Genomic DNA, 21393 nt, shown 5'->3' with positions numbered 1-21393 from the left:
GGGCACCAGCCCGCCTCACTCGCCGGATCGTCGGGCGCCTTGCATCTGGACCCTTCTCGGCAGCCTGCCGATCATGAATGCGATCAGCAAGTCGGCCTGGGCTTGAGCGGGGACGGGGCGGTGACGGGCGGACGCATGTGGAGCGCGAGGGCACCTGGGCGTCCGGACCGGAGCGGCCCGAAGGGCGAAACGCATTGTTTGAGCCCCGCAGGGGCGAGTTATGCGTTTCGAGCGCAGGGCCGGACAGGCCCAGGTCGAGCGCGCAACTCAGCGGCCGCACGGCACCGTCCCGCCCCCGCGGCATGTGCACGAGCGGCGCGCCGGGGCCTCGCCGACGGCCCGCGCCTCACGGTCATTGGCTGCGCAGGCCGATCGGGAGCGTCCCGGTGCGTCCCGGCAAGGAAGGAGGGATGGGCGCGCGGAGGCGGGCTGGTGCCCGCCGCACAAGCAGCCCTCCCGACAACGCCGCCGGGGCGCGCCGGGGCCTCGCCGCCGGCCCGCGCCTCACTGGATCGTGCCTGCGCCCAGGACCGTGTCGCCGTCGTAGAACGCCGCCACCTGCCCCGGCGTGATCGCCCGCTGCGGCTCATCGAAGCCCACCCGCCAGGCGCCGTCCCCCGCGGGCTCCACCGTTGCCGGCGCCGCCTCGTGGCGGGAGCGGATGCGGACCGCGGCGCGGAACGCCCCCGCCGGCGGATCGACGAGCCAGTTCACGCCGGCGGCGAGCAGCCCGCGCCCCCACAGCGCTGCGTCCGGGCCGACGACGAGCGCATTCGTCGCCGGCTCGAGCCTCAGCACGTACAAGGGCCGCCCGGCCGCGAACCCGAGGCCGCGCCGCTGCCCGACGGTGTAGTGCGCCAGCCCCCGGTGCGTCCCGATCGTGCGGCCCGTCTCGTCGAGCACCGGGCCGGGCGCCACCGTTCCCGCCGGCGCGCGGGCGGCAACAAAGGCGCCGCTGTCGTCACCCGGCACGAAGCAGATCTCCTGGCTCTCGGCCCGCTCCGCGGCGGCCAGGCCGCGCTCGCGCGCCAGCCGCCGGACTTCGGCCTTCGTCAGGTCGCCGAGGGGAAAGCGCACCCGGGCGAAGGCCTCCCGGGACACGCCGGCGAGGAAGTACGACTGGTCCTTGGCGCGGTCCGCGCCGCGCAGCAGCCGCGGCGCCGCTCCCGGGCCGGGCATGACGCGCACATAGTGACCCGTGGCCAGCGCATCGGCGCCGCCCGCCAGCGCCCGCTCGAGCAGCGCCCCGAACTTCACCCGGGCATTGCAGAGCGCGCAGGGGTTCGGCGTGCGGCCGGCGAGGTAGCCGTCGGCAAAGGGCCGCACGACGAGCTGCTCGAATTGGCCGCGCAGGTCCCGGACTTCGTGCGGGATTCCCAGTTGCGCGGCCGCGGCGCCGGCCGCCTCCGGGGCGCCCGCGCCGGCCAGCGGCTCGACGAGGACGAGCGTGCAGCCCGAGACCCGGTGCCCTTCCTCGAGCAACAACGCGGCGGCCAGCGTGCTGTCCACGCCGCCGCTCATCGCGACCAGGACGTTCACCGGCCCCCCTCCGGCTCAAGGGGGGCCGGGACCCGCGCCTGCGCGGTCAGCCCTTGAGCTTGGCGAGCAGCACGCTGGAGAAGGTGAACGAAGGGAACTCCTCGTCGCGGACCTGGATGTAGAAGTCGCACTTCTCGCAGTTCTCGAACTTGCGGGCGAAGGTCCCCTGGACCTGCCCCTTGCAGAGCGTCCCCGCCACGACCCAGCAGGCCCGCCCAGCGTTCTTGCCGCCGTGGGCGCCGTGGAGCCGCTCCTCGGTGGTCACCGGGCAAATTCCCAGCTCGCCGACGTTCGCCCCTCCCGGTTCCCGGCCGCAGTTCTTCGCTTCCCAGCAGTTCCGCTTCTTCTCCTTCGCCATCTGCACTAACCCCCATCAAAATTGTCAGCTTGCGGATGGTAGGCGCGGCCGCACGGCATGTCAAACCGAAAAGAAGCGGTGGGCATCGCGACATTCCCTTCGTCTCCGGGGCAACTCCGTATACTATGTTGGATTTTTTCGCATTCTTGAGCGGCGGCTCCACGCGTGCCGTTGAAGCGGGGGATGCCGGCGGTGCGCGGAGGGATCAGGTGCGGGCACAGGGCGGATCGGGCGGAGCGGGTCGCTCAGAGGACCTGCTTCCTTGCGGCATCCTCGTTGCCACCTTCGCCGTCATGGCCGCTCTGAGCTGGTACCGCTGGCCGGAGGCCATCGTTGACTACGGGAGGGAACTCTACGTCCCCTGGCGGATCGACGCCGGCGAGATGCTGTACCGGGACATCCCGCACCTGTACGGACCGCTCGCACAGTACGGGAACGCTCTCCTGTTCACCCTGTTCGGGACGGGACTGAGGACGCTCGTCACGTTCAACCTGCTCCTGATCGCGGCGCTGTCCGTCGGCATCTATGTCATGTTCCGCCGCGTCTACGACAGGCTCACGGCCACGCTCTGCGGGATGGTCTTTCTCGGCGTGTTCGCGTTCGGTCGAAACACCGGGCAGGGGAACTGGAATTTCGTCTGTCCCTACTCCCACGAGGTCACCTACGGCGTGTTCCTCTCCTTCGCGCTCCTCGTGCCGCTGGCGGCATTCCACACCCCGGGAGAGCGTCGCTGGGCCGGCGGCGCCGGGTTCCTCCTGGGGCTGATCTTCCTGACCAAGGTGGAGGTCTTCGTCGCGGCGGCGGCGGCGGCCGTCGTTGTCGTCGGCGTCCCCGTGGTGTGGACGCGCTCCTTGCGGCCCACGGCCCGCGGGCGCCTTCTTCTTGCCGCGGTGTGCTTCATGGTGCCCCTGCTCGGGTTCGCGGCGCTCTTTGCCTGCCGGACGACGGTCGCGGATGCGGCCGGAATGCTGGCCACCACCGTGACCTCCCTTGGAAGGGGGGCGATCGTCAGGCATCCGTTCTATCTCAATCATGCCGGCCTGGATGAGCCGCTCGCCAACACCGGGATCTTGCTCGCCGCCGCGGCGATCTACGGGGTGATCCTGCTGGGCGTGCTCGTACTGGGGAGATTCGTCGCCAGGCGAGGCGGCCTCGCGCGCAACCGCCTCCTTGTGGCCGGATGCACCGTGGTGCTCTGCGTGACCGCCTATCTGCTCAGGGACCGGACCGAACTGTGGTCCCGCGTGGGAAGGCCCATCCCCCTGTTCGTGGCTGCGCACTCCCTGTGGCTGCTCAGGCGGCGCGGGGAAGCAGCGGCCGACGACGGCGGTCCGCGCTCGCTGCTGCCGCTCGCTCTCTCGACTTTCGGTCTCTTCCTCCTGCTCAAGATCATCCTGAGGGTCCAGTTCCGCTTCTACGGCTTTGCGCTCGCCCTGCCGGCCACGCTCGTCACCGTGGCGGGCGCCGTGCACCACTGGCCCCGCTACGTGCAGCGCAGAGGCGGATCCGCAGGCACGGCGAGGGTCGTGATGACGGCGCTGGTGCTCGTGTCGCTGGTCGTCCACGCGGGGATGTCGTGGGACTTCTATCGGCGCATGACGTATCCGGTCGGCACCGGCGCGGATCGTTTCTACACCTACGGACCCGAGGTCAGCGAGATCGGTCCGGTCATGAGCGAAGCCTTGCGGGCGATCGAGGACACCATGCCGCGTGCGGCCGGCTTCGTCGTGCTGCCCGAGGGCGTCATGCTCAATTACCTCTCCCGGCGCCGCAACCCGGCGCGGTGGTTCGAGTTCACGCCGCAGTACCTCGCAAGCGTCGGCGAGGAGAGAATGCGGGACGATCTCGAGGCGGCCCGCCCCGACTACGTGGTGCTCGCCGAGCGGCCCACGCCCGAGCACGGCTTCCTCTATTTCGGGAACGACTACGGCCTCAAGCTGCGGGACTGGATCACGCAGCACTACACGCCCGTATTCCTGGCCGGCAGCAAGGTCTTCAGCAATCAGGGCTTCGGGATCGCCATCGGCGCGAGGAACGCGGAGCCGAGGTGAAGGGACACCCGGGAGCGCCGCCGGGTTTCTCGACGGGCCGGACCTGCGGCTTCCCGGACCGCCGGCACCAGCGACTCGCCGGCTTCCTGCCGTACGGCGTGCTGGCGGCCACCTTCGCCGCGATGGCCGCCGTCAGCTGGTACCGCTGGCCCGAGGTGCTCGTCGACTACGGCAGGGAGCTCTACGTGCCCTGGAGAATCACCGAAGGGGCCATGCTCTACCGGGACCTCCCGCACTTCTACGGGCCCCTTGCGCACTACGGCAACGCCGTGTTGTTCTCCCTGTTCGGCGTGAGCCTCAGGACCCTGGCCACGTTCAACCTGCTGGCGATCGGACTTCTGGCGCTCGGGATCTACCGGACCTTCCGGAACGTCCTGGACCGGCTCACGGCCACCCTGTGCGCCATGGTGTTTCTCTGCGCGTTCGCCTTCTCCCGGAACGCCGGGCAGGGGAACTGGAACTTCGTCTGTCCGTACGCGCACGAGGTCACCTATGGACTGTATCTCGCCTTCCTGCTCCTGCCGGCCCTGTGCTCGTTCCACCGGCGCAGGCACCGTCTCTCGGCCGGCATCGTCGGCGTGCTGCTCGGCCTGATCTTCCTCACCAAGGTGGAGGTCTTCGCCGCCGCGCTGCTGACCACCGTCGTCGTCGCCGCCCTTCCCCCGGGGCAGCGGCAGTCGCCGACGGCTCACGGGCGGGGTTCGACACTCGCCGTCCTTGCGGCCGGCTTCGTCGTCCCTCCCCTGCTGTTCGTTGCGCTCTTCTCCTCCCGGGGCACGGTCGCCGGGGCGATGGCCATGGTTGCGACCACGGTGACGGCGGTCAGCAGGCCGGCAATAGTCCGCCATCCCTTCTACCTGGGGCTCGCCGGGCTGGATGCCCCTGTCGCCAACCTCGTGGCGATGTTCACGGGAGCCGCCGTCTACGGAGTTCTCGGCGCGGCGGTGGCGCTCATCTCGACCGTCGTCGGCCGGCATGGGGGCTGCCGCCGCCATCGGCTGCTGGTGTCGGCCATGGTCGTGGGGCTGGCCGTCTGCGGCTGCCTCCTCAAGGACCGGGACGACATCTGGCTGCGCGCGGCGCGGCCGCTTCCCTTCTTCATGCTGGCGGCGGCCGGCTGGCAGGTGCGTCGCCTGTGGAACGCCCGCCGCGATGGAAGGCCGGAGCCGATCTGGCTGCTCGTGTACGCCCTCTTCGCCCTGGGCCTGCTCGCGAAGATGATCCTCAGGGTGGAGCTCCGCTATTACGGATTCGCCCTGGCGCTGCCCGCCGCCCTGGTCTTCGTCGCGATGGCGGCGCACCACCTCCCGAACCTCGTCGGGCGCCTCGGCGGCTGCGCCTCGACCGCGAGGATCCTGGTGGCCACGCTCGTCCTCGTGTTCCTGGGCGTTCAGGTCGAGTCGTCCCGGAAGATCTATGCGCTGATGGACGCTCCCGTGGGAAGCGGCCCGGACCGCTTCTTCAGCTTCGGCGCCGGCGACGGCACGCGACGCCTGTACTCCTATGGATTCGACGCCTCCGAAGTCGCGCCCGCGGTGAACGAAACCTTGGGCGCGATTGAAGCGCTGATGCCCCGCGACGCCGGATTCGTCGTGGTGCCCGAAGGGGTCATGCTGAACTACCTCGCGCGACGCCGCAACCCGGCGCGCTGGTTCGAGTTCACGCCGCAGTACGTCGCGAACGTCGGCGAGGAACGGATGCGCGACGACCTCGAGAGCGCACGTCCCGACTACGTGCTGCTCACGGAGCGGCCGACGCCCGAGCACCTGGCGGAGTACTTCGGGACGGATTACGGCCTCGTGCTCAGGGACTGGATCATGGACCACTACACGCCCGTGCACCTCGCCGGCCGGAAGGTCTTCAGCCGCCAGGGCTTCGGGATCGCGATCGCCCGGAGAAATGACGCGCGCCCCGCGCGGCTGAATCCCTGACGGTCTTTGCCGGCGCGCGCACGGTGACCGGCGGTCGGCGGCGGACACGGCCGGGCCGGCCTTGTACATCGGCGGCCGCGACGGCTATCCTAGCGCCGGCCGCCGGAGCAGGATCCGGCCGCAGGCCGGAGGAGAGTGACGATGATCGTTTCGCGGACCCCCTACCGCATTTCGTTCTTCGGCGGCGGGACCGATTACCCGGCGCACTACCTCGAGCACGGGGGCAAGGTGCTGGCGACGACCATCAACAAGTACTGCTACCTGAGCGTGCGCCGGCTCCCGGCCTTCTTCACGCACAAGCACCGCATCGTCTACTCCAGGACCGAGCTGGTGAGTTCGATCGAGGAGATCCAGCACCCCTCCGTCCGGGAGACGCTGCGGTACACGGGCATCGACTACGGCCTGTCCGTGCACCACGACGGCGACATGCCCGCGCACAGCGGCATGGGGTCGAGTTCCGCCTTCACCGTCGGCCTGCTGAACAGCCTCCACGCCCTGGAGAACCGCATGGCCTCCAAGCGCGACCTGGCGTGCGGCGCCATCCACATCGAACAACGGATGATCCGCGAGAACGTCGGCTCCCAGGACCAGACCCTCTCCGCGTACGGCGGGTTGAACGTCGTGGAGTTCATGACCAGCGGCGAGATCGTCGTCCGGCCGGTGATCCTGCGGCCGGGGGCCCTGCGGGACCTCGAGGACCGCCTCCTACTGGTCTTCTCGGGCCACTCGCGCAACGCGTCGGAGATCGCGGCCGAGCAGCTGCGCGCGCTGCCGGACAAGCTCCCGGCGATGACGGAGATGGCACGCCTGGTGGATCGGGCCCTGGAACTGCTGAGCGCGGACCCCCCGGCCCTCGACGCGTTCGGAGCGCTGCTGAACCGGACCTGGGAGATCAAGCGCGAGCTTTCGCCGCGGATCTCGACACCCGCGATCGACGCCCTGCACCGGGCCGCCATGAACGGCGGGGCGCTCGGCGGCAAGCTGCTGGGCGCCGGCGGCGGCGGGTGCCTGCTCTTCTACGTGAGGCCCGAGGAGCGCGCGCGGCTCGTGCGGGCGCTCGACGGCTACCTGGTGATTCCGTTCCGGTTCGATTTCGACGGTTCCAGGATCGTCGTGTACGAACCCGCCTGCGACGGCGATGCCTAGCGCGGCGGGGTGCCGCTATCCCCTCGCCGCGGCGAACCTCGGCCGCGAGGAGCGACGGGCGCTGGAACGCACGATACGGAGCGGGCGCCTCACGCTGGGGCCCCTCGTGGCCGGGTTCGAGCGGAGGTTTGCCGAGCGCTTCGGCGCCCGGTACGCGCTGCTCGTGAACTCGGGCTCGTCCGCGAACCTCGTCGGCATCGCCGCGCTCTTCTTTCGCAGGGAGTCGCCGCTGCGCCGCGGCGACGAGGTCATCGTTCCCTGCATCGCGTGGTCGACGACCTACTACCCGCTGCTCCAGTACGGCCTGAGGCTTCGCTTCGTCGACGTCGACCCGGAGACGCTGACGTACGACACCGCGGCGCTGGCCGCGGCGGTGGGCCGGCGCACCCGGGCGATCGTCGCGGTGAACGTGCTGGGCAATCCCTGCGATTTCGACCCGATCCTCGCCCTGTGCCGGCGGCGGAACCTCATCCTCTTCGAGGACAACTGCGAGGCGCTCGGAGCCCGGTACCGGGGGCGATGGACCGGCACGTTCGGGCTCATCGGCACCTGCAGCACGTACTTCTCCCACCAGCTGACGACGATCGAGGGCGGCGTGATCCTCACCGACGACTACGAGATCGCCTGCCTGGCGCGTTCCCTGCGCAGTCACGGCTGGACGCGGGACCAGGAGCGCGGCAGCGTCATCTTCGAGAAGAGTCCCGACGATTTCGCCGAGGGCTACCGCTTCATCCTTCCGGGCTACAATGTCCGCGGGACCGAACTGCAGGCGGCGGTGGGGCTGGAGCAGCTCGCCAAGTTCGACGCGCTGCTCGCCGTGCGCCGGCGGAACGCGCAGGTCTTCCGGGAGCGCTTCCGGGACGACGAGCGGTTCGCGCTCCAGCGCGAGACCGGCGAGAGTTCGTGGTTCGCGCTCACGATGATCGTCCGCCCTGGCTCGGGACTGACGCGCGGCGGCGTCTTCAGGGCGCTGCGCGCGGCGGGGATCGACTTCCGCATGGTCACCGGCGGAAACTTCCTGCGCCACGACGTGATCCGGCACTTCCAGTACGAGGTGGCGAGCTCGCGGAACGCCGACCTGGTGCACGACCACGGCTTCTTCGTCGGCAACTGCGCCGAGGATCTCACGGAGCAGATCGACCTCCTGTGGCGGACGCTGCGCCGGCTCCGGCCGCGGGCAGGGAAGGCATGAGCGGGAGCCCGGAATTCCGCAGGGCGCTCGTCACGGGGGTGGCCGGCGCGGCGGGCAGCTCCATGGCCGAGTTTCTCGTGCGCGAGGCGGGCATCGAGGTCCACGGCACGGTGCGCAGGCGCACCGCCGCCGCGCTGCAGAACGTGGCCGCGATCGCCGGCCGCGTCGCGTTGCACGACTGCGACCTGACCGATCTCTCCTCGGTCCTGGCCGTCCTGGCGTCCGCGCGGCCGGATGCGATCTTCCATTTCGCCTCCTCCGCGAACGTGCCGGCTTCCTTCACGGCGCCTGCGGCCGTCCTCGCGAACAACATCCTCGGGACCTGCAACCTTCTGGAAGCCGTCCGATTGACGGGGGGCACGCCGGCCATCCTCCACGCGTCGACCTCGAAGGTCTACGGCGACTCCGCCGCCGGCAGGCCGATCGCCGAGGAGGCTCCGCTCCAGCCGCTCAGCCCGTACGCAGTGTCAAAAGCCGCGCAGGAGGCGCTGGCCGTGACCTATGGCCGCTCCTACGGGATGAGGATCGTCCGCACGCGCACCTTCGGCTACCTCAATCCGAGGCGCGAGGACCTCTTCTCGAGTTCCTTCGCGCGGCAGGTTGCGCGGATCGAGGCCGGTCTCCAGGCAGAGCTGCTTCACGGCGACCTCCGCCCCGTCCGGACGCTGCTCGACATCCGGGATGCGGTGGAGGCCAACTGGCTGGCGCTCCGGCAGGGCGAGCCGGGGGAGGTCTACAACATCGGCGGCGACACGACGCTGTCGGTCGGCGAATTCCTCGAGGTCCTGCGGGGGCACAGCCGGGTCCCGATCCCGGCCCGTGTCGACCCGGCCCTGCTCCGGCCGGTGGACACCCTCGAGCAGGTGCCGGACTGCGCCAAGTTCACGTCCGCCACCGGCTGGCGCCCGAAGGTGCCCGCGGCCGACAGCGTCCGCGACCTGCTCGAGGAATGGCGCCGCCGCACGCGTGCCGCGGCGACCTGAGAAGGAGATGCGAATGGCTCACACCGTGTTGGTGACCGGCGGCGCGGGGTACCTCGGGTCGGTGCTTGTTCCGGAACTGCTCCGCCGCGGCCATGCGGTGACCGTCGTCGATTCGTTCCTCTACCGCCAGCAGTCGCTCCTGGAGTGCTGCCACGACCCCAACCTGCGGATCGTCCGCGGAGATGCGCGCGACCCCGACGTGCTGCGCCGTCCGCTCGCCGGCGCGGACTACGTCATCCCCCTCGCCGCGCTCGTCGGGGCGCCGCTCTGCGACCGGGACGCGGTGGGCGCCACGACCACCAACCGGGACGCGGTCGCGACGCTCACGCGGCTGGCGTCGGCGGAACAACGCTTCGTCCTGCCCTGCACCAACAGCGGCTATGGGATCGGCGCCAGGGACGCGCCGTGCACCGAAGAGATGCCGCTGAAGCCGATCTCCCTCTACGGACGGACGAAGGTCGAGGCCGAGCGGATCGTCCTCGAGCACGGCGGCATCTCCCTGCGCCTGGCCACGGTCTTCGGCATGTCGCCGCGGATGCGCCTCGACCTGCTGGTCAACGACTTCACCTACCGCGCGCTGCGGGACCGGTACCTCGTGGTCTTCGAGGGGCACTTCCGCAGGAACTACCTCCACGTCAGGGACGTCGCCGCGGCCTTCATCCACGCGATGGAGCACTTCGAGTCCATGCGGGGCGAGGCGTACAACGCCGGCCTGTCGGACGCCAACCTGACGAAGCTCGAGCTGTGCGCGAAGATCAAGGAGCAGATCCCGGGCTTCCTCTTCCTGGAGGCGCCCCTCGGCGAGGACCCGGACAAGCGCGACTACCTCGTCTCCAACCGGAAGATCGAGGCCACCGGCTTCCGTCCCGCGCACTCCCTCGAAGCGGGGATCGCCGAGATCATCCGCGGCTATCCCGTCATCTGCCATGGCCCCTACGGCAACGTCTGACCGGGGCGGGCCGGCGCCGCCGCGGCGGCCCCTGCGCCGTCGCTGACATGAGGTGGGTTCCGGGGCTCGCCCTGCTGCTGGCGGCGCTGCTGGCCGCGAACGCCGCCCAGGATGCCTGGCAGGAGTCCCGGGAGAGCGTGGGCGCGGATTTCTTCGGCAGCTGGGGCGTGCCGCGCGCGCTCTCCGCCGGCCCGGTGGGGAACATCTACTCGGAGGAGGGACGGCAGCGGCTCGCCCGCGCCCTCGCCATCGACAACCTTCGCCCTGCGACGTCCGAGCGACAGCGCGCGGCGTCGCAGAACACCGTGGAGACGGGCGTCTACGACACGACCGCGACCCCCTTCTGCTACTTTCTCTTCGGGCTATGCTCGACCGGGGACTACGAGACGGACTACACGAACTTCACCCTTGTCAGTCTGGCGGCGTTCACGGCGGCCGTCTTCGCCCTCTGCGGCGCGCTGGGTTACCCGGCGGTGTCCGCCTGCCTTCTCGCGGTGCTCTTCCTGCGCTGGTTCCTGCCGTTCGCCGCGGACGTGCACATGGCCAATCTCGGTCGCCTGCAATGCGCGCTCCTCGTTGCCGTTCTTCTCGTGCAGAGGGGCCGCGACCGGCCCGTGCGAGACTTCGTCACCGGGTTCCTGATGGCCCTCGGCATCCTGTTCAAACCCAGCGTGGCCGCGGCGATGGCGCTGCCGGTGCTCTACTGGTCGCTGCGGCGCCGCGGGCGGAAGGTCGCCTTCGCGGCGGCGGGCGGAACCGCCGGCGCGCTGATCGGCCTGATCGGTTCGAGCGTCTACCTCGGCGACGCCCGCTGCTGGCTCGAGTGGCTGCGGGCGCTTCCCGGAATCCTGGATACGCGCTATGGCGTCGCGGACGGCAATTTCGGCCTCGCCGTCCTGATGGAGCGCTTCTTCTCCGTCCGGCTCTCGACGGCAATCTTCCTGGTGTGCCTGCTGATCTTCGTCGCGGCGGCCAGGCGCAGCGCCGCCAGGCCCGGGACGGACTGCGCCCCGGCCACTGCAGCGGAGACAGCCGGCCCGGAGGGGGAGTGGATCCGGACGGCTGCCGCCCTGGCGCTCGGCGCCGCGGTCATGCTCCTGTCGGCGCCGCTGATCTGGGTGCACTACTACGTCACGGCGATCCCTCTGGCCCTCGTTGCGCTCCGGCCTGCCGGCGGGGAACCGGGCGCGCGCGGGACGGGCTTCGCCGCATTCGCCGGCATCTCCCTGCTGCTCTTCAGCCGCTTCCTGCAGCCATGGCTGCCGACATCGGGAGTCTGGGAGGCGAGCCTCCTGAACCTCTCGGTCGTCCTCTTCGCGTCCCGCGCCCTGGGTGAATTCGGGGGGACACTCGCCGCCGCGGACCACCGCCGGACGTGATGGTACACTTTCGCCCGTGAGCGGCCGGCGCGGGATCCCGGACATCGCCCGCCTCGAGCGCCTGGCGCGCGAGGCGAGGGCGACCTGTGTCCAGATGGCCTTCGACGCCGGCGAGGGGCATCTGAGTTCCTCGTTGAGCCAGGCCGGGGTGCTCGTCGCGCTCTACCATGCGTGGCTCGACGTCGACCCCGCCGACCCCAAGGCGCCGCACCGCGACCGGTTCTTTCTCTCGAAGGGCCACGGCTGCGCCTCGCTCTACGCGGTGCTGGCCCAGCGGGGCCTGCTGCCGCGCGAGACGCTGGGCGAATTCGGGCGTGAAGGCGGACCGCTGTCGAACCACCCCTGTGCCCACGCCCTGCCGCTGCTCGAGGCCTCGTCCGGCAGCCTGGGCCAGTCGCTCGGGATCGCCGCCGGGGTGCTCTACGGGCTGCGGCTCAAGGGCGCCGGGGGCCGCGCCGCCGTGCTCCTCGGCGACGGGGAGTGCAACGAGGGCAGCGTCTGGGAGGCCGCGATGTTCGCCGCCGCGCAGAAGCTCGACCGCCTGCTGGCGATCGTGGACTGCAACGGCATCCAGGCCGTCGGGCGGACCGGCGAGCTGACGGGCCACACCAGCATCGAGGAGAAGTTCCTCGCCTTCGGCTGGGCGGCGCGCGCGGTGGACGGCTCGAACATGCGCGAGGTTGTCGAAGCGCTCCAGGCCGTGCCTTTTGTTCCGGGGCGCCCGTCCGCCATCGTGGCCCGCACGCGCACGGGCGTCTCGTTCATGGACGGCGACGTCCTCTGGCACTATCGGAAGCCTGACGCGGAGGAACTCGCGCGGGCGCTCGCCGAACTGGGGGAGCGGCCCCTGCACCGGCGGGACGGCGCCTGATGCGGCGAGCCTTCGCCCGCGCACTCGAGGGGCTTGCCGATCGCGACCCGCGGGTGGTCTTCCTGACCGGGGACATGGGCTTCGAGATGTTCGACGGTTTCGCGGCCAGGCACGGGCCGCGGTACGTGAACGTCGGCATCGCCGAGGCGCAGCTGGTTGCCGCGGCCGCGGGGCTGGCGCTGGAAGGGTTCCGGCCCGTCGTGTACTCCATCGCGGCATTCATGACCGGCCGGCCCTTCGAGCAGATCAGGGTCGCGCTCGCCTACCACCGCCTCCCCGTCGTGGTCGTCGGCGCCGGCGGCGGCTACAGCTATGCCAACTGCGGCGTCACGCACCACGCGCCCGACGACCTTGCCCTGATGGCGCTGCTTCCGGGAATGACCGTGGTCGCCCCCGGGGACCCGAACGAGGTCGAGGCGCTGCTTCCCCAGGCGCTGGCGCTCGAAGGGCCCTCCTACCTTCGGATCGGCAAGGCGGGCGAGCCGTCGTACGACGCTCCCGCTCCGGCCGTCATCGGCAAGGCGCGGCTGCTTCGCGAGGGACGGAGGATCGCCATGCTCTCCTCCGGGGAGATGGCCCCCGTCGCGCTGGCGGCGCACGCGGCCCTCGCCCGCGAGGGCAGGGACCCGGAGGTCTGGCAGTTCCACACGGTGAAGCCGCTCGACACCGCGACGCTGGACCGGCTCGCGGGCCGCTTCCGGGCATTGCTGCTCCTCGAGGAGTCGACGCCGCTCGGGGGCCTGGGCTCGGCCGTCGCAGCCTGGCACTCGGGCCTGGGCGGCCCCCGTCCGCAGCTCGTGCGCCTCGGTCCGCACGACGCGCTCGCGCTCGGCAGTCCCAGGCGCGACACCCTGCGGCGGCGCTGGGGGTACGACGTGGCGGCGGCGATCGACACCTGCCGCGGCCTCTGGGGGGAGTGAGCCGAAGGTGGGGACCGACATCCTCCTCGTCAACGTCGGGGGGGCCAGGAAGCTGGTCTATCAGGACCTGTCCGCGGAATTCTCCGCCGTCGACCCGCCGTTCTGGGCCGCGCTCACCGCCGGCTTCCTGCGACGCCGGGGTTTTTCGGTGTCCATCCTCGATGCCGGCGCGCTCAACCTCGATGCCGGGGAGGCCGCGGCGGCGGCGGCGGCGGTCGGCGCCCGCATCACGAACATCGTCGTCCACGGCCAGCAGGCCAACACCTGCGCGCCGCTGATGACCGCCGTGCGCGCGCTCTGCTCCGCCCTCAAGACCGCGCGGCCGGACATGACCGTCACGCTGTCGGGATGGCACCCCACGGCCCTGCCGGAGCGCACGATGCGCGAGGAGGCGTGCGACATGCTGGCAGAGGGTGAGGGCTTCCTGACGCTGCTCGGGCTGCTGCGGGACGATCCGCGGGAGCACGTGCCGGGGCTCTGGTGGCGGGAGGCCGGAGCGCTGCGCCGCACCCCCCGTCCGCCGAACATCGAGGACCTCGACGCCGAGCTCCCCGAGGTCGCCTGGGATCTGCTGCCGCTCGCGAGCGGGCGGTACCGCGCCTTCAACTGGATGACGCTCCAGGACCTCGCCTCCCGCGACCGCGTCGCCTCGATGCTCACGAGCCTCGGCTGCCCTTACCGCTGCTCCTTCTGCGCGATACACGCGGCGTACGGTGAGCACCGCGTGCGCTCCTGGAGCCCGGCGTGGGCGCTGCGCCAGGTGGACATCCTCCACCGGGAGCACGGCGTGGTGCACATCAACCTCAACGACGAGTTCTTCGTGCTCGCCCCCCGGCATTACCTGCCAATAGCGGAGGGACTCGTCCGGCGCGGGTATGGCCTGAACCTCTGCGCCTTTGCCCGGGTCGACCGGGTCGACGCGATGGACGCGCGGGAATTGCGGCTGCTCAAGCGCGCCGGCTTCAACTGGCTCAAGCTGGGAATCGAGTCCGCGGACCCGGGTGTGCTCAGACGCGCGCGCAAGGGCGCCTACGGCCCCGACGTGACGCGGCGGGCCGTGCGGAAGATCCACGACGCGGGGATCGACGTCTGCGCCAACTTCATCTTCGGCCTGCCCGGCGACACCCGGGAGACGATGGAGGCGACGCTCGGCCTGGCGTTCGAGCTCGAGTGCGCCTTCCCGAGCTTCTTCTGCGCGATGGCCCCGCCCGGCTCGGAGCTCTACGATCAGTGCCTGCGGGACGGCACCCCCCTGCCCCGCGAGTGGGCAGGCTACGCGCAGCAGGGCTACGAGTTCCTGCCGCTCCCCACCGCGGCCCTGGACGCCGCGGAGATTCTCGCGTTCCGCGACGCGGCGTTCGACCGCTATTTCAGGGATCCGGGCTACCTGGCGATGATCGAGAGGAAGTTCGGCGCCGCGGCGCGGCGGCACCTCGAGCGCATGACGGGCATCCGGCTCAGGAGGCGGCTGCTTGGCGACTGAGAAGGTCGTCCTCGTCGACATCTACCCCCAGCTTCAGGATCTGCACGGGGTGTACGCCCTCTCCAGCGTCCTGAAGCAGGCCGGCGCCCGGACGTCGTATCTCGCCGATCGCAACCGGGAGCGCCTGCTGCGCACGGTCGTGGCGTCCGATCCGGACCTGGTCTGCTACTCGACGATGTCCGGCGAGATGTCCGAGTACGTGGCCTTCGACCGCCGCCTCAAGGAACGCTGGAAGGGCGTGTCGCTGATCGGCGGGGCCGGTCCCACCTACAGTGCGGACATCCTGCGGGGAACGACGATCCAGGCCTATTGCGTCGGGGAGGGGGAACACGCGATCCTCGACTTCGTCCGCAGCGGCTTCACGCCCGCGAAGAACATCGTCGCCTGCGGCGGACGGGACGCCGGCCCCTACCACCGGCTGGCCGACCTCGACGCCATGCCGTTCCCCGACCGCGACATCGTCTATCGGGAGGACTCGCTCCGGCGCGACATGACCTCCAAGCAGTTCTTCTCGGGGCGGGGGTGCCCCTACCGCTGCACCTATTGCTTCAACCACGCCTTCGCCGAGAAGTTCGGCACGTGCGGGCCGCCCGTGCGCAAGAAGAGCGTCGGCTACCTGCTCGAGGAGATCGAGGGCGTGCGCCGGCGCTACCCCCTGCGGGTCGTCTCGTTCAACGAGGACACCTTCATCCTCGACCGGGCGTGGTTCTTCGCCTTCGCCGAGGCCTATCCGCGGAGAATCGGCCTCCCCTACACGTGCAACATCCGCGCGAACCTCGTGGACGAAGAGCTGGTGAGGGCGCTCAAGGAGAGCGGGTGCGTGGGTGTCAACTGGAGCATCGAGAGCGGCGACGAGGGCATACGCAACGACGTGCTCAAGCGCGCGATGAGCGAGGAGCAGATCGTGCGCACGGGGGACCTGCTGGCGAAGTACCGCATCCCCCACCGCGTCGGCAACGTCATCGGGGTCCCCGGGGAGAGCTTCGAACAGATGCTCGCCACCGTCCGGCTCAACAGCCGCGTGCGGCCGGTCCTGGCGCTGGGCAGCATCTTCGCGCCTTACCCGGGGCTCAGACTCACGGACACCGCGGTCCGGATGGGGCTCTACACGCCCGCGCCGGGGGCCTGGCCCCAGAACTACCTGCGCTGCGACCTCGAGCTGCCTGCGGCGCAGCGTCGGCGCATCGAGCGGCTGACCTGTCTGTTCCCGCTGCTGGTCCGCCGCCCGCGGCTGCTCGAGAGCCGGACGTGGATGCGGCTCCTGTTCGCGCTGCCGACGCCGGCACTGCGCCTGTTCTGGGTCTACCTGTACTCGACGGCGCTCGCCCGCCTCTATCGCGTCGGCGGCTCGCCCGTGCAGAAGGCGCGCTTCGCCTGGCGGGCCTTCCTGAACTTCATGCGCACCTGAGGCGGATCGCCGGCATGAGGATCACGCTCCTGGTCTGCACCCTCAACGAGATCGAAGGCATGAGGATCATCATGCCCCGGATCGACCCCCGCTGGGTGGACGAGATCCTCGTCGTCGACGGCGGATCCACCGACGGGACGGTCGAGTGGGCGCGGGAGAACGGCTACCGTGTCCACGTGCAGCGCCGTCCCGGACTGCGCAACGCCTACTGCGAAGCGCTGGAGCTGATCTCGGGCGAGGTCTTCATCCCCTTCAGCCCGGACGGGAATTCGCTGCCGGAGGTGATCCCGGTCCTCGCGGCGAAGATCCGCGAGGGCTGGGCCCACGTCATCGCGACGCGCTACGGCTTCGGCGCGAAGAGCGAGGACGACGATCTGGCGACCGGCTTCGGCAACTGGCTGTTCCCGGCGCTGGTCAACCTCGCCTTCGGGACGGGCTTCACGGACGTCCTCGGCATGTACCGGGCGATCAGGGTCGACGTCTTCCGGGCGCTGAGGCTGCACCTCGACGCCACCTATCGCCTCGAGGACGCGATCACCCGTTGCACGATGGGGTGCGAACCGCTGCTTTCGATGAGGCTGGCGAAGTACCGTCTCCCCTGCAGCGAGGTGCCCGGCGACGAACCCCGGCGCATCGGCGGCGTGCGCAAGCTCAAGGTCTTCCGCTGGGGCTGCGGCCACCTGATCCAGTTGGCGAAGGAGCGCCTCGGCAGACGCGACCCCGCCGTCACCGCCGCGCTCGAGGCGCTCTCCCTGACGCGACGGGGTTCCTGACCGAGGGGCGCAGCCCGCTGCGCCGCAGGCCCTAGAGATTCTCCTCCGCGAGCTGCTCGAGCAGCGCCTTCTGCTTCGCGGTGACCTTGGCCGGCACCCGCGGCATGACGATGAGGTAGAAGTCGCCGCGCTTGCCGCCGCGCATCGCCATGCCGTGGCCCGCGAGCCGGATGCGCGTCTGCGGCTGCGTGCCGGCGGCGATCTTGACCTTCTTCGTCCCCTCGAGCGTCGGCACCTCCACCGCGCCGCCGAGGGCGACCAGCGTGAAGGGCACCTCGCGGCGCAGCAGGAGGTCCGCCCCCTCGCGCTCGTAGAGCGGGTGCTCCTCGATCCGCACCGTGAAGTAGAGATCGCCCGCGACGCCCCCGGCGTGGCCCGGCTCGCCGCGGCCGGGGATGCGCAGGCGCTGCCCGTCGCCGATCCCCGCGGGGATCCGCACCTTCAGCTCGCGCGGGCCGGCCGGCCCCTGGTAGGTCACCTGCTTCTCCGCGCCGTGGTGCGCCTCCTCGATCGTGACCGGCAGCTCGTACCCGATGTCCTCGCCGGGGATGGGCCCGCCGCCGCGCGCGCCCCCGCCCCCGCCGAACACCTGGCTGAAGTCGAAGCCGCCCGCGCCGCCCCCCGGCGCGCCGCCGCCGAAGTGCACGCGGAAGCCGCCGCCGGGACCGCGGCCGTGGCCGCCGCCGAAGAGGTGCGCGAAGAGGTCGTTCGGGTCGATGCCGGTGCCGCTGAAGGCATCCCCGAAGTCCGCCCCCCGGAAGATGTCCTCCTGGCTGTAGCGCTTGCGGAAGTCGGAGGCGCCGAACTGGTCGAACTGGGCGCGCTTCTCCTTGTCGGAGAGCACGGCGTAGGCCTCGCTGATCTCCTTGAACTTCTCCTCCGCCTTCTTGTCGCCCTTGTTGCGGTCGGGGTGGTACTGGAGGGCGAGCTTGCGGTAGGCCTTCTTGATCTCGTCCTCCGAGGCGCCGCGGGCGACGCCGAGGGCGGCGTAGTAGTCCTTGGCCTTCATTGCGCGTAGCTCTCCCGGATCAGGCGGTTGAGGTGGCCGTCCGGGTCGCTGACCGCCTCGACGGGGACCGTGAAGTGGTCGCGCCCGGTGCGCTCGCGCAGCAGGTTCAGGCCGAGCCCGTAGTTCGCGAAGACCCGCGCGCAGACCGCCTCGACCTCCGCCGGCGCCGCCCCCGCGAGCAGGACGAGATGCTCGCGCGCCGCCGGGTCGGGCTCGAGGACGATGCCGTGCTTCTCGCGGAACGCGGCGAGGAAGCGATCGAGCGCAGCGACCGACTCCTCGATCGCGCGGCAGGCCTCCGCGGCGTCCGTCCCGCGCGTGGCCATGCGCCGCACGGCCAGGTCGGAGAGCTCCGGCCCGAGCGGGAGCCGGCAGCGCTCGCGCAGCGGCGACGCCTCCGCCTCGAGGGCGCGGCCGAACTCCGCGCGCTCGGCCGCCGCCAGGCGCTCGAAGCGCGCGGCGAAATCGGCGTCCTCCGGGTTGGCGAGCAGGCGCGCGAGCTGGCCCGCCGGGTCGTCCACCATCTCGGGGGTCACGACGAGCCGCCGGATGCCGGTCGAGGGGAGCTTCTTCTCGAACTTCAGCAGCGTGGCCTCGACGACGCTCGCGAGCCCGCGCGCGCCGGTGCGCTGGAGAAATGCCAGCGCCGCGAGCTTGCGCAGCGCCTCGTCCTCGAAGTGCACGTCGATCCCGTAGGCCTTGAAGTCCGCCTTCTTCCCCTGGATGACCGGGCAGGTCGGGTTGCGCAGGATCGCGAAGAGGTCGTCCTCGGAGAGCGGGTCGAGCACGACGGTCACCGGCAGGCGCCCGACGAACTCGGACTCGAAGCCGTAGGCGATGAGGTCCTCGGCGGCGGCGCGGTGCAGGTACCACGAGGTCGAGGCGTCGGGCGGGGCGGTCTCGGCGGCGCGGAAGCCGATCGCCGTGCGCGCCAGCCGGCGCTTGACGATCTCGTCGAGGCCGGTGAACGCCCCGCTGAGGATGAAGAGGATGTTGCGCGTGCTCACGGTCTTCTTCTCGCGCTTGCCGGTGCGCTGCCAGTCCTGGAGCGCCTCCATCTGCGAGACCATGTCGTGCGCCACGCGCAGCTCGACGTCCGTCTCCTCCATCGGCTTGAGCAGCGCGCGCTGCACGCCGGTGCGCGAGACGTCCGGGCCGTAGGCGTTGGACGAGGAGGCGATCTTGTCGATCTCGTCGATGTAGACGATGCCGTGCTCGGCCAGGCGCACGTCGCCGCCGGCCTCGCGCACCAGGTCCCGCACGAGGTCCTCGACGTCGCCGCCGACGTAGCCGGTCTCGGAGAACTTCGTGGCGTCGCCCTTGACGAAGGGGATGCCGATCTTCTTCGCGATGAGCTTGACCAGGTAGGTCTTGCCGACGCCGGTCGGCCCGAGCATCAGGATGTTGCTCTTGATCTGCCCGACGCCCGCGAAGCGGCTCTCGCCCGGGTGCTCGCGGAAGAGCTTGATGCGGTTGTAGTGCGTGCAGACCTTGGTCGCCAGGACCTCCTTGGCGGCGTCCTGGCGCACGACGAACTGGTCGAGGTAGGCCTCGAGCTGCTCCGGCTTGAGGTCGAAGTCCGGCAGCGGCGTTGCCGGCGGCGGCGCGGGCTGCTCGCTCCCCTCGCCGTCCGGCTGCGCCTGCGGCACCCCCAGGGGGACCGCCCCGGCGAACTGCACCTGGCCGCCGAAACGCTTGCTGAGGAACTCGCGCAGCTCGCGCTCGAGCTCCTTCGGGTCCATCGCTCCCGTGGTCAGAGGTTCCACCACTTCTTCTCCTTGGGCGAAGTCCCTTCCGTCGCGGCGAACGAGCGCAGCAGCTCCTTCTGCTCGGCGGAGAGCTTCGTCGGTATCTTGACGTCAACCTGGACGATGAGGTCGCCGGTGTGGCGGCCGGACTTGATCCCCAGCCCCTCGAGCCGCAGCAGCGCCTGCGGCTGCGTGCCGGGGGGGATGCGCAGCGGCTCCTCCCCGTCGAGCGTCGGCACGGTCACCGTGTCCCCGAGGGCCGCCTGCACGAAGGAGACCGGCAGCAGGAGGACCAGGTCGAGCCCGTGCCGGCGGAAGACGGGGTGGTCGAGCACCCGCAGGACGATGAGCAGGTCGCCGGACTGGCCGCCGGTCGGGCTCGGCATCCCCTCCCCGCGCAGGCGCAGGACGTTGCCCTCCTCCACCCCGGCGGGGACGGCGACCTCGACCGACTTCTTCTCGCGGACCTGGCCGCGCCCCTTGCAGGCCTTGCAGACCTTCTTCACCACGCGCCCCTCGCCGCGGCAGGCGCTGCAGGCGGTGCTGATCGTCAGGAAGCCGCGCTGGCGCAGCACCTGCCCCTGGCCGTGGCAGGTCGCGCAGATCTCGATGTCCGCCTCGCTCTCGGCGCCCGAGCCCTTGCAGGAGGAGCAGATGGCGGGGCGCTCCAGCTCGATCGTCTTCTTGACGCCGCGGGCGGCCTCGACGAACTCCAGGTCCAGCTGGTAGCGCAGGTCGGAGCCGCGGTGCCAGGCCTCGCGCGCGCGGCCGAAGCCGAACAGGTCGCCGAAGATGTCGCCGAAGGCCCCGAAGACGTCCTCGGGGGACTGGTAGTGCCGGAAGTCCGTCCCCTTGAGGCCCGCCACGCCGTAGCGGTCATAGAGTTCGCGCTTCTCCGGGTCGCAGAGCACCTCGTAGGCCTCCGCGCACTCCTTAAACAGCGCCTCCGCCTGCTTGTCCCCCGGGTTGCGGTCGGGGTGGTGCTGCATCGCCTTGGCGCGGTAGGCCTTCTTGATCTCGGCGCCGTCCGCCTCGCGCGCCACCCCGAGTACGTCGTAGAAATCCTTCTTCGCCTGCTTCGCGGCCACTGCGCCCGCCTTTCCTCGCCTGCGCGGCCGGAAACCGCCCCGCCTGCGCTGCGAAGCGGGGTGCGGCTGCCTGCCGGGGGTGTCCGAAATCCGTTCCGTGCTTCCTTCGATGCAGTATCGTAGGAGGCGTAGCGGCGGGTGTCAATCGCGGGGGCGGCCGGGGAACGGCGCGCCCCCGGCGCGGTAGACCTCGGCGGCGCGGCAGGCGAAATCGTTGCCGAGATCGCACGCCGCCCGGAAGTCGGCCACCGCGTCGCCGATCCGGCCGGTCTGCACCAGCAGCAGCCCGCGGTTCACGAGCACCCGCGCATCCCCCGGGTCGATCGCGTTCGCGCGGCCGTAGTCGGCGATGGCTTCCCCGATCCGCCCGCCCCGCGCGAGGGCGACGGCGCGGTTGTGGTAGGCGAAGGCCAGCGGCAGGGGCTCGCGCTCGATGACGGCGTCCCAGAGACTGAGGCTGTCCTTCCAGACCGCCTGCTGGGCGACGGTCGCCGCCGAGAAGGCGAGGCCCGCGGCGGCCGCAGCCGCGACGAGCGCCCCGCGCGCCGCGCGGGTCCGGCGGCCC

The 21393-nt window shown here is 71.0% G+C and carries 18 protein-coding genes; 12 read left to right on the top strand and 6 right to left on the bottom strand.

From position 1 onward, the window contains the following. Positions 1-504: 504 nt before the first annotated feature. Positions 505-1539 carry a tRNA 2-thiouridine(34) synthase MnmA gene (gene mnmA / locus VI078_07750; protein ID HEY5999184.1) on the bottom strand — a complete coding sequence of 345 codons (1035 nt, stop codon included), beginning with the start codon at positions 1537-1539 and terminating at the stop codon, positions 505-507. A gap of 46 nt (positions 1540-1585) precedes the next feature. Continuing rightward, entirely contained in the window at positions 1586-1897 is a 312-nt protein-coding gene (locus VI078_07745; protein ID HEY5999183.1) for a hypothetical protein, read from the bottom strand. A 293-nt stretch (positions 1898-2190) separates the two neighbouring features. Here VI078_07745 and VI078_07740 point away from each other — a divergent pair, with 293 nt between their 5' ends. The 12 genes from VI078_07740 to VI078_07685 all read left to right on the top strand — a co-directional run bounded on the left by VI078_07740 (position 2191) and on the right by VI078_07685 (position 16983). Beyond that, entirely contained in the window at positions 2191-3948 is a 1758-nt protein-coding gene (locus tag VI078_07740) for a glycosyltransferase family 39 protein (protein ID HEY5999182.1), read from the top strand. Beyond that, entirely contained in the window at positions 3945-5879 is a 1935-nt protein-coding gene (locus VI078_07735; GenBank protein HEY5999181.1) for a hypothetical protein, read from the top strand. Before VI078_07740 ends, VI078_07735 begins: the two co-directional genes overlap by 4 nt. A 141-nt stretch (positions 5880-6020) precedes the next feature. After that, on the top strand, positions 6021-7025 hold the full coding sequence (locus VI078_07730; GenBank protein HEY5999180.1) for a kinase: 1005 nt from the start codon (positions 6021-6023) through the stop codon (positions 7023-7025). After that, the gene (locus VI078_07725) at positions 7018-8217 is read left to right on the top strand and encodes a DegT/DnrJ/EryC1/StrS family aminotransferase (GenBank protein HEY5999179.1); all 1200 of its coding nucleotides are present in this window, start codon (positions 7018-7020) and stop codon (positions 8215-8217) included. The genes VI078_07730 and VI078_07725 overlap by 8 nt, the downstream gene beginning before the upstream one ends. Continuing rightward, positions 8214-9200: a GDP-mannose 4,6-dehydratase gene (locus VI078_07720; protein HEY5999178.1), complete on the top strand. Its 987-nt coding sequence runs from the start codon at positions 8214-8216 to the stop codon at positions 9198-9200. Before VI078_07725 ends, VI078_07720 begins: the two co-directional genes overlap by 4 nt. Positions 9201-9213: 13 nt before the next feature. Next, on the top strand, positions 9214-10149 hold the full coding sequence (locus tag VI078_07715) for an NAD(P)-dependent oxidoreductase (protein HEY5999177.1): 936 nt from the start codon (positions 9214-9216) through the stop codon (positions 10147-10149). A gap of 47 nt (positions 10150-10196) precedes the next feature. After that, the gene (locus tag VI078_07710; GenBank protein HEY5999176.1) at positions 10197-11528 is read left to right on the top strand and encodes a hypothetical protein; all 1332 of its coding nucleotides are present in this window, start codon (positions 10197-10199) and stop codon (positions 11526-11528) included. Positions 11529-11544: 16 nt separating this feature from the next. Continuing rightward, positions 11545-12399, top strand: a complete 855-nt coding sequence (locus VI078_07705; protein HEY5999175.1) for a transketolase — start codon at positions 11545-11547, stop codon at positions 12397-12399. Beyond that, positions 12399-13319, top strand: a complete 921-nt coding sequence (locus tag VI078_07700) for a transketolase C-terminal domain-containing protein (protein ID HEY5999174.1) — start codon at positions 12399-12401, stop codon at positions 13317-13319. Before VI078_07705 ends, VI078_07700 begins: the two co-directional genes overlap by 1 nt. 7 nt (positions 13320-13326) lie before the next feature. Then, complete coding sequence (locus VI078_07695) at positions 13327-14802, top strand: radical SAM protein (protein ID HEY5999173.1); 1476 nt, start codon at positions 13327-13329, stop codon at positions 14800-14802. Continuing rightward, a complete protein-coding gene (locus VI078_07690; protein HEY5999172.1) occupies positions 14792-16210 on the top strand; it encodes a radical SAM protein in 1419 nt (472 codons plus the stop codon). Before VI078_07695 ends, VI078_07690 begins: the two co-directional genes overlap by 11 nt. A gap of 14 nt (positions 16211-16224) precedes the next feature. Next, positions 16225-16983 (top strand): glycosyltransferase family 2 protein, encoded by a 759-nt coding sequence (locus VI078_07685; GenBank protein ID HEY5999171.1) that lies wholly within the window; start codon positions 16225-16227, stop codon positions 16981-16983. Between the two features lie 31 nt (positions 16984-17014). Here VI078_07685 and VI078_07680 read toward each other — a convergent pair whose 3' ends face one another. The 4 genes from VI078_07680 to VI078_07665 form a co-directional block, all read right to left on the bottom strand. Further along, positions 17015-17992 carry a J domain-containing protein gene (locus VI078_07680; protein HEY5999170.1) on the bottom strand — a complete coding sequence of 326 codons (978 nt, stop codon included), beginning with the start codon at positions 17990-17992 and terminating at the stop codon, positions 17015-17017. Continuing rightward, a complete protein-coding gene (locus tag VI078_07675) occupies positions 17989-19758 on the bottom strand; it encodes an AAA family ATPase (protein ID HEY5999169.1) in 1770 nt (589 codons plus the stop codon). Before VI078_07675 ends, VI078_07680 begins: the two co-directional genes overlap by 4 nt. Further along, complete coding sequence (gene dnaJ / locus VI078_07670) at positions 19746-20828, bottom strand: molecular chaperone DnaJ (protein ID HEY5999168.1); 1083 nt, start codon at positions 20826-20828, stop codon at positions 19746-19748. The genes VI078_07675 and dnaJ overlap by 13 nt, the downstream gene beginning before the upstream one ends. Before the next feature lie 141 nt (positions 20829-20969). Then, a partial coding sequence (locus tag VI078_07665) for a tetratricopeptide repeat protein (protein HEY5999167.1) occupies positions 20970-21393 on the bottom strand: 424 nt, incomplete at its 5' end.

The sequence above is a fragment of the bacterium genome (assembly GCA_036524115.1).
Classification (GTDB): Bacteria; JAUVQV01; JAUVQV01; order JAUVQV01; family DATDCY01; genus DATDCY01.
This window is presented reverse-complemented; position numbering and strand designations above follow the sequence as displayed.

Coding starts and splice junctions, on each gene's coding strand:
- VI078_07745 (HEY5999183.1), bottom strand. CDS start 1,897: ATGGCGAAGGAGAAGAAGCGGAACTGCTGGGAAGCGAAGAACTGCGGC.
- VI078_07740 (HEY5999182.1), top strand. CDS start 2,191: ATGGCCGCTCTGAGCTGGTACCGCTGGCCGGAGGCCATCGTTGACTAC.
- VI078_07730 (HEY5999180.1), top strand. CDS start 6,021: ATGATCGTTTCGCGGACCCCCTACCGCATTTCGTTCTTCGGCGGCGGG.
- VI078_07725 (HEY5999179.1), top strand. CDS start 7,018: ATGCCTAGCGCGGCGGGGTGCCGCTATCCCCTCGCCGCGGCGAACCTC.
- VI078_07720 (HEY5999178.1), top strand. CDS start 8,214: ATGAGCGGGAGCCCGGAATTCCGCAGGGCGCTCGTCACGGGGGTGGCC.
- VI078_07715 (HEY5999177.1), top strand. CDS start 9,214: ATGGCTCACACCGTGTTGGTGACCGGCGGCGCGGGGTACCTCGGGTCG.
- VI078_07710 (HEY5999176.1), top strand. CDS start 10,197: ATGAGGTGGGTTCCGGGGCTCGCCCTGCTGCTGGCGGCGCTGCTGGCC.
- VI078_07700 (HEY5999174.1), top strand. CDS start 12,399: ATGCGGCGAGCCTTCGCCCGCGCACTCGAGGGGCTTGCCGATCGCGAC.
- VI078_07685 (HEY5999171.1), top strand. CDS start 16,225: ATGAGGATCACGCTCCTGGTCTGCACCCTCAACGAGATCGAAGGCATG.
- VI078_07680 (HEY5999170.1), bottom strand. CDS start 17,992: ATGAAGGCCAAGGACTACTACGCCGCCCTCGGCGTCGCCCGCGGCGCC.